Origin of the sequence: Marinobacter litoralis (genome assembly GCF_016427555.1) — a bacterium.
Taxonomy (GTDB): domain Bacteria; phylum Pseudomonadota; class Gammaproteobacteria; order Pseudomonadales; family Oleiphilaceae; genus Marinobacter; species Marinobacter litoralis_A.
Genome location: NZ_JAELVS010000011.1, coordinates 1 through 8320 on the forward strand (window position 1 = coordinate 1; position 8320 = coordinate 8320).

Annotated in this window: 8 protein-coding genes; 4 read left to right on the plus strand and 4 right to left on the minus strand. The window is 52.8% G+C overall.

The window, feature by feature from the left end; genetic code table 11:
* The first annotated feature begins 305 nt into the window (after positions 1 to 305).
* Genes JAO79_RS16095 through JAO79_RS16110 form a run of 4 tightly spaced genes read left to right on the plus strand, consistent with a single transcriptional unit; the run spans position 306 to position 4234 of the window.
* Positions 306 to 2039 carry a GGDEF domain-containing phosphodiesterase gene (locus JAO79_RS16095; protein WP_199008254.1) on the plus strand — a complete coding sequence of 578 codons (1734 nt, stop codon included), beginning with the start codon at positions 306 to 308 and terminating at the stop codon, positions 2037 to 2039.
* Positions 2036 to 2791 carry an amino acid ABC transporter substrate-binding protein gene (locus JAO79_RS16100; protein WP_199008255.1) on the plus strand — a complete coding sequence of 252 codons (756 nt, stop codon included), beginning with the start codon at positions 2036 to 2038 and terminating at the stop codon, positions 2789 to 2791. The genes JAO79_RS16095 and JAO79_RS16100 overlap by 4 nt, the downstream gene beginning before the upstream one ends.
* A 25-nt stretch (positions 2792 to 2816) precedes the next feature.
* Positions 2817 to 3491, plus strand: coding sequence for an amino acid ABC transporter permease (locus JAO79_RS16105; protein WP_114335971.1), 675 nt, complete (start codon positions 2817 to 2819; stop codon positions 3489 to 3491).
* On the plus strand, positions 3488 to 4234 hold the full coding sequence (locus JAO79_RS16110) for an amino acid ABC transporter ATP-binding protein (RefSeq protein ID WP_199008256.1): 747 nt from the start codon (positions 3488 to 3490) through the stop codon (positions 4232 to 4234). Before JAO79_RS16105 ends, JAO79_RS16110 begins: the two co-directional genes overlap by 4 nt.
* 6 nt (positions 4235 to 4240) lie before the next feature.
* Here the strand turns inward: JAO79_RS16110 and JAO79_RS16115 are convergent, their stop codons facing one another.
* From JAO79_RS16115 to JAO79_RS16130, 4 genes are all read right to left on the minus strand, one after another.
* Positions 4241 to 4903: a lysophospholipid acyltransferase family protein gene (locus JAO79_RS16115; RefSeq protein WP_199008257.1), complete on the minus strand. Its 663-nt coding sequence runs from the start codon at positions 4901 to 4903 to the stop codon at positions 4241 to 4243.
* A gap of 185 nt (positions 4904 to 5088) precedes the next feature.
* Positions 5089 to 5796: a GNAT family N-acetyltransferase gene (locus tag JAO79_RS16120; RefSeq protein ID WP_320158974.1), complete on the minus strand. Its 708-nt coding sequence runs from the start codon at positions 5794 to 5796 to the stop codon at positions 5089 to 5091.
* Between the two features lie 172 nt (positions 5797 to 5968).
* Positions 5969 to 6781, minus strand: coding sequence for an alpha/beta fold hydrolase (locus JAO79_RS16125; RefSeq protein ID WP_199008259.1), 813 nt, complete (start codon positions 6779 to 6781; stop codon positions 5969 to 5971).
* A complete protein-coding gene (locus tag JAO79_RS16130) occupies positions 6727 to 7833 on the minus strand; it encodes a M14 family zinc carboxypeptidase (protein WP_199008260.1) in 1107 nt (368 codons plus the stop codon). The genes JAO79_RS16125 and JAO79_RS16130 overlap by 55 nt, the downstream gene beginning before the upstream one ends.
* Positions 7834 to 8320: the final 487 nt, after the last annotated feature.

Sequence of the window (8320 nt, forward strand, 5' to 3'; positions counted from 1 at the left end):
CATCCGAAATACCTCGGCCAGCGCCCACACGAATTACTTGGTCAACTTTTTAAAGAGCGTTTGAGCGTCTCGCTGCTCAACAGTGGGGCGAATTCTACAGCGTTCTCGTGACCTGTCAACAAGTATTATCAAAAGATTTCGTCTTGTTTCGGTTTCCCGCAACCCACTGATACACAATCGTTTATTAAACAACCAATGCGAGCAAGAAACAACCAGAACAACTTGCAAAATCGCGTTTGGAAGTGGTGTTACTATAAGGCAAATGCTACTTTCCTACTATAAATAAAACGAACGAACCTGATTTCATGCCGAACTCACGTCTAGCCTCCAAGCAATCTGACCAAAACCATTCCCGCAGTGACTCCATAGAGAAGCATCGGTACCAGTCACTCCTCGCGCTCCATCCAGAGGCGGTATTCGAGCTTGACCGCGATGGTCACCTCGTCACGGTGAATGACAAATTCAAACTCCTTCTGGGAGCACAGAATGAAGAGGTTATTGGAAAGCGCTTCCAGAGCCTCGCTAATATTGATGAGCATATGAGCTTCACTGATGCCTTCAGTACTGCTCTTCGGGGACACCCAGCTCAGCTCAAGTGCACAGCTCTTCGGAGCCCAGAACAAGCCACGCCGATAGAAATCACCCTCTCGCCTTCAGCCGTGGATGACGTTGTTGCCGGCGTATTCGGGATTGCAAAGTCGCTAACACACAACGCGACAGGCCGAACGGGCGAAGATACCCTTACCGGGCTACCTAGCCGTGCAACATTCGAAAAACGAATCCGCGACCCTCGGTATCTCGGGGAACAACTCGCGGCTGTCCTAATTATCAACCTGGACGACTTCGGGTCGGTAAACCGGCACCTGGGCCACGACATTGGTGACAGGTTGCTCCAGGATGCGGCAAAACGTTTAACCGAAGGTCTACAACCCGGCGATTACCTTGCGCGGTTTGCTGGCGACGAGTTTGCACTGCTCTTACCGAATATCGCGAGTGAAGATATTGCACTTCAGGTTGCCGAGGGATACCTCTATCTTCTCTCCTGCCCCTTCGTTATTGACCAACACGTGTTGCAAATAACAGCCAGCATAGGCATTGCTTTTCACCAGAGCCCTAATCTTCATAGTGCGACACTCATTCAACGTGCCTGCATCGCGGTAACCGATGCCAAAACACAAGGCCGTAATACCTGGGGCTGGTATTCTGATGATTCCGATTCGGTTGTTCTGGAACATATCTCTCTACGCCGTGACCTGGCTGATGCCATTGAAACCAACAGTCTCGTTCTGCACTACCAACCGCTGGTAGATGCACAGACGGGTGAAGTGAAGTCGCTCGAAGCGCTGGTCAGATGGCAACATCCCGACCGTGGTTTGATGTCTCCGCAGGAATTCATTGCGCTGGCTGAAAAGACCGGTCAAATCATCGATATTGAACGCTGGGTACTCCGGCGAGCCTGCAAAGATATTCAGACACTCAACTCTGGTCGGATGGCACCTTTATCCATCGCCGTTAACATCTCCTGCGCTCATTTCGGACGAAACGGTTTCATTGAGGAGATAGAACACATACTGCAGGTCAGCGGTCTGAATCCTCATCACCTGGAGCTTGAAGTGACGGAGAGTTCGTTAATGGCCGACACAGACAAATCGGTCAAGCGCCTACGCGCTCTTCGTTCTCTTGGAGTTAGAATCGCAATCGACGATTTTGGCACGGGCTATTCCAACCTCGCGTATCTGCACCAGTTCCCAATTCACACGATTAAAATTGATCAAGCGTTTATCCGGAACATCGATACCAATCATGCCAATGCGGCAATTGTGGAGGGCATTATCACTATGGCCCACCGGCTGGGCCTTAAAGTTGTTGCTGAAGGCATTGAAACAGCCGACCACCGCAACCATCTGATTGAACTCAGTTGCGATACACTGCAAGGCTACCTTTTCTCCAGAGCCCTGCCGTATAACCAAATCGAAGAGCTCCCCGTTCATTTATATGATCATAACGAGCCCTGTTCTGACCGTAAGGAGATCTCATGAAGACGCTATTTCCCAAACTCTTATTCGCCATTTCATTGGTTGCAAGCATGCCGTTATTAGCTCAAGACAACCCTTTGAGGGTTGGCATGTCTGGATCTTACTTCCCTTTCACGTTTGTTGAGCAGGACGAACTGAAAGGCTTTGAAGTTGACGTAATGAACGCCTTGGGCAAAGAAATGGGACGCGACATCCAGTACGAGACCGCAAACTTCTCCGGGCTGTTTGGCATGCTGCAATCCGGACGTATCGACACCGTCGCAAACCAGATAACGATCACAGAAGAGCGTAAAAAAGCTTACGTGTTCAGTGATCCTTACGTTTATGACGGAGCACAAGTGGTCACCAAAAAAGGCAACACGGAAGTGCAATCCGTCGAAGACCTGAAAGGCAAGACAGTCGCTGTAAACCTGGGCTCGAATTTTGAAGACCTTCTGCAGGAACTGCCGTATGCAGACCAGATCAACATCAAGACCTATGAAAGCAATCTTGAACGGGACACCGCCCTGGGACGGGTAGACGCTTTCGTAATGGACCGCGTGAGTGCCAGCCAAATCATTAAAGAGAAGCCCCTTCCCCTTGAATTGGCTGGCCCAACGTTCTCGCAGATCAGAAACGCTTACCCGTTCCACGACAACGAAGCCGGCCAGGCCCTTCGCGATGAGGTAAACAAGGCCATGGCCACTTTGCGTGAAAACGGAACACTCCGGTCGATTTCTGAAAAATGGTTCGGCACCGACATTACTCAGCCTTGAGGGGCCTACCGAGGACTCGCTTTCCATGGACGTATTGAACGTCGAGTACATGCTTGGCCTGGTACCTGTGTTACTCAGGTACCTCCCCCTTACTTTGCAGTTAGCCGGCATCGGGATGGTTTTTGCGCTGGTGCTTGCGTGTTTGTTTGCAGTTGTGCGGGTGCTTCGGATTCCGGTACTCAACCAGCTAACGATCGTTTTCATCTCGTTCTTTCGAGGAACGCCGTTACTGGTGCAGCTGTTCCTGTTCTATTACGGGCTGCCGCAATTGTTCAGTGCACTTACCGTGATCGATGGCATTACCGCCACCATCATGGGTCTGACAATGCACTTTGCCGCCTACATGGCGGAATCCATCCGTGCCGCTATTGTCGGGGTTGATCGCAGCCAAACCGAAGCAGCCTTGTCTATCGGCATGACAAACGGTCAGCTGATGCGCCGAATCGTGCTGCCACAAGCTACCCGCGTGGCACTGCCAACGTTGATGAATTATTTCATCGACATGATCAAAGCAACGTCACTGGCATTCACGTTAGGTGTTACCGAACTGATGGGCGCGACACAGAAAGAAGCCGCCGGAAGTTTTCTCTACTTCGAGGCATTTATTGTCGCAGCCATCATGTACTGGATCGTTGTAGAGATTCTTTCCAAACTCCAACACTATCTGGAAGCCCGCCTTAACAGGGCCTATAACCGATGATCAAACTAGCCTCTCTTAGCAAACATTTCGGCGAAACCGTCGTACTTGACGGAATCGACCTGACCATAGAAAAAGGCGAGATTGTTGTCATCATCGGCCCTTCCGGCACCGGCAAATCCACTCTGCTCCGCTGCATTAATTTCCTCGAACAACCTACGAGCGGGACTATTACCGTTGGTGACCTAACGGTTGATGTTAAGCGGGCCAGCCGCGCCGACATCCTCTCACTACGTCGGCAAACCGCCTTCGTATTCCAGAACTATGCACTTTTTGCCAATAAAAGCGCCCTGGAAAATATCGCCGAGCGCCTGCTGGTCGTCGATAAGTGGCCGAAAGAAAAGGCTCACCAAAAGGCACGCGAGATTTTGGGAAAGATCGGTTTAGCGGAAAAAGCCGATACCTATCCTGCGTCAATGTCCGGCGGTCAGCAGCAACGCGTTGCGATTGGACGAGCCATGGCTGCGGGCGCGGAAGTGATCCTGTTTGATGAACCCACCTCCTCTCTGGACCCAGAATGGGTGGAAGAAGTGCTGGGACTAATGAAGCAGCTCGCTGCAGAGCGCCAGACCATGCTGGTAGTCACCCATGAAATGTCGTTTGCACGGGATGTGGCAGATCGCGTGATCTTTGTCGATGGCGGCCATATTGTAGAGCAAGGACCTCCCAGCGAGATATTTCAGAATCCGAAAGACCCCCGAACCAAAGATTTTCTGAAGAAAATTCTCGCCACCAATCCCGTGTAAGTCTATCTACCCGCCGCAAGAGCGCTGGCGGGTAGATGCAGGCGCTTCCAGAACACCGCCTCTTTCGACCCCTCTGCGCACGTCTTGCTTTTCACGCAAGGTAACTAATCCCTGAATCACTTGCTGACGAAGCTCACAAGCCAGCTTGGTGGAGCTATAACCTTGGATAGCATTGACGGGTGGGTGAAACATAATATCAACGCGTAGCGCGGGCTTACTTAACAAACGGAAAAGGTGGGACACGAACTCATCGTCATTAATAAAAGGTACGATTGGATCACGCTGCCCGTCTCGGTGGTAGGCAATGGTCACCGCCTGCACAGGGCGATTCGCCGCGATCGCCGCACCCAGCAGATTCGGATGAAACCGGTTGACACTCTCCCCGTTGGTAGTGGTTCCTTCGGCAAACAGCATGACAGAGCTTCCGTTGTGTAAAGCTGAAACCAGTGTCTGCCGAACAGCTGCCGAGTCGCCCGCCCCACGTTGCACAAAGAGGGTGCCGACCTGACGCGCAATCCAGCCGATAAGCGGCCAGGAGGCCACCTCCTGTTTAGCGATAAACTGCAATGGAACATTGGCAGCCAGGATGGGAATATCAGTCCAGGAGACATGATTGCATACCAGCAGTCGCACGCCATCTATGGGCGATCCTTGGGTCTGAATGCGCATACCCAACAGACGACATAAACCCAAACAATACCGATGCACCAACCTAGCCTGATTGATGGGCCGTCCGCGACACAACTCAAATGCCCGAATAAATACAAGACTCATTGTGCTGAACAACAGAAACCCGACAAAAAGCCCCAGCCGCATAGACAACCGAAGGCCGCCGGTTATGCTATCTATAGAGATCAAGCGGTCTTGCTCTCTAAGTTGAATCGGCGTGCGTAACGGGCTGCCAGATTATCCACGCTCAACAATACCAACAGATCAGCACACCGGAACACAGGGTCCCAACACGGCTCGCCGCACACTTCTGCTCCAAGCCGCATATAACTTCGAATCAACGGCGGAATGGTCACGTTTTCTGAATGGCAACGATGATTGGCCAGATGAGGCAATTTACGCTTGGGCGTTACCCGGAACCTCTCATCAGCGAGGAAATCCTGCTGAACTTGGCGGGCGACTCGCCATGCTCTGTATCCACCGTCCAACATACTTATACTTGCGCAGCCCAGCAGATAGTCGATTCCCTTCTGAACGAGATAGCGAGCCACCTCAGACCAGAGCATGCTAAGCGCCGCACCGGAGCGATAGTCGTTCCGAATGCAGGTCCGGCCAAGTTCTGCAAATACACCGGGATTTCGCTTCAAGCGATCCAGATTGAATTCGTCTTCCGAATAAAAACCACCAATTGTCTTCGCAGCCTCACCGTGCAGTAACCGCGTGGTTGCCACTACGTCGCCAGATTGATCAACAACGACAAAGTGGGTACACCAAGGATCAAAGCGATCCACATCGATATCGATACCAGCACCCAGATCAGCGCCGTACTCGGCACTAAACACCTCGTACCTGAGTCGCTGAGCCTCAACTACTTGAGCTGGTTCCGTGGCCACGCCGGAGGCTAGCTTCCGACCTCTACTCGAGGCCATAGGCGTATTTTGCATGCTCTGATTCCTTTGACTGGCTAGTTTGAGCCCACCGGACATAGAGGCAGACCGGAATAACCAGACGATAAGCATGCGGGTTTACAAACAGATGAAGCGTTTGCTGCGGATCGATGACATTTCAGTTAGTGGGATTCTGACCAGGTAAGCCCTGTGGAAAGTGGGTAGCCAGTTGATCGATAAGCCACTGGGGGGCATCAAGAGGCAGGTCATGGCCGGCAGCGGGATGCAACTCTAAAGGGCACTTCAGGGCTTCAGCCAGAGCCAGGCTGCAGCGCCAATCCGTCAGCCGATCCCCCTTGCTTGCCAGCACAAGCGCCGGCACCTTTATGTTTTGAGCCCTCGGCTTATAACGCGATGCCGCATAAAGTTGACGTAGCACGTTAGCGCGGCGTACCGGTCGCTTCAGTTGAATCGCCCGCCATTGCTCAGCAACTGCCACGTTGATTGGCCGGTTGCTCGTCAGCGAGAGAATGGCCAACTCCCTTGCTTCTATATTGGCTTGAGCCATCAAACGCACTACATTCGGCCATTGGGCGGGCTTCATGCGACGCCAGGGCGTGCTAAGACCGGAGCTGGAGGAAATCAGCACAAGACCTGCGCAGTCTTCAGGGTTTTCGAGCGCCCAGTCCAGCGCCACCATACCGCCGAGAGACAAACCTATCAGCCCCAGGGGGCGCGGCAACTGGAGACTTTGTTTCTCCGCGTACTCCCTTGCCTCAGCAATAGACGTTGGTGAACACAGATTTCGGGCGCCCCCTGTGCCGGGAAGGTCCAACGTGTGGAAGCGATCCATGGGGCGTGCATGTTGCAACTGCTTCAGCCAGCCTCCCCAATGTGCACTTTCCCGTGCCAGCCCACGAATCAACAGCCAGTCCATTACAAAGTTTCGCCCTTGCTGTACCAGTGCGTTCTTGCCGCCGCCCGAAGCCATTCACCTTCTGATGAATTGGGAACCCAGTGGCCATAATTTGCACAAGCATCAAGGAGGAAATTGAGCAGAATGAGATGACTGCGCAAGACACGCTGATGCCGATGAGCCACCAGCGGATTGAACAGCCCCTCCCGACTGAACGCCTGGCGAGGACTCTTGCGTAGCCAACGCCAGGAACCCATTTCCAGAGTTAACGGCAGCCAGGGTGCACTGGTTCTGCGATTATGGCGTTTGTAGAAATAGTCCCAGAGGTCGCCATGAGTGACATAGTGCTCTGATTGCGGCTCAAATTGATAATCATGGTGGGGGTAGGACTGCTCCCAAAGCAGTTTAAGCGCCATGATGGAAGAGATGTTACGCATCGGGCGGCGCCGGTAGGCGTAGGGAAACCAGATTTGGTCTCGCCAGCCAAAGCCGGAGTGGCAATCCAGCGAGATGCTGAATGGCCGGCCCGGGAGCACGTCGTCGATGATTCTCTGCAGAGCCAAATTTTCCGGCTCCATTTTCTGGTTCAACTTGCCTCGGTACCATGGAAGTAGCGGCGATATGCGTTGCCCTCCGACCAGAAACGAGCTCTGGCCCTGGGCTTGAATCGGGGCATTTCGCATAAGATCTACACCCGAGGGGTTGCTACGGCGGTTCAGATACATACCACCGGGATTGAGCATCGGCACCACCACCAAACGTACGTGCTTTAACCGTTCAGCCAGATGCTCGTCCCAGCGCAGGCGATTGGCCAAATTGCGTAGCCATGCCAGAACCACCTGCGTGCCGATACGCTCCAACCCATGTACGCCGCCCACCAACAACAGTGCAGGTCGGTCAGCCGGAGCATCTCCAACCTCAACACGGTAAATTGGCAGATCGAGCGCGCCAACCGGCACGGTTGCCGTCACCTGTGCCGAAAACGGCTGAGGCGATTCGGCTAGGATTCGCTCAAGCTCAATCAACTCCGGTAACCGTCGGCGCAACAACCGGCGTTGTTTGGCATCTCGGAGATTCTGCTGTTCCGGAATTACTTTGATATGAGTGAGGGCCCTCAGTTCAGTCACGACCCCACCCAAACTCTTGAGCGGATTGCGTGGGCCTGCACCTCGCCCCTCATTGCCATGCCGCCAGCCAACTGGTTTATGCCGGGCCCTGCCATAACGCCCCTCCCTGTTCGATCTTGGTCAGTCTCTGATCATTGCGGCCTACTGTGCTGTGAGGCCTTGATAATGCATTATGATTCCAGAAACTAATCGCGAAACGTTAAGCAGGCGTGTCAGTTTTTCTACAATAAGGTGACCTGAGCGAGGGGTAAGTTCGTTATACAACCGTCAGTTATAACGACTGCATCTCTGAACCCATGGTTTCTTCGAACTCTGCACTAATTTTTATGGGAATAACCCTTTCCCTGCATTTAATCCGACGTGATTTGACCCCCCTATTAAAACTCTGCTTTTGTAGGCAATTCGAATTTTCTTAACTTGGGAAATTGCGCCCGGCTTGCGACTATAAAACTCTCGCCAAGCCGGACACATTGATGCGGTCAAACAC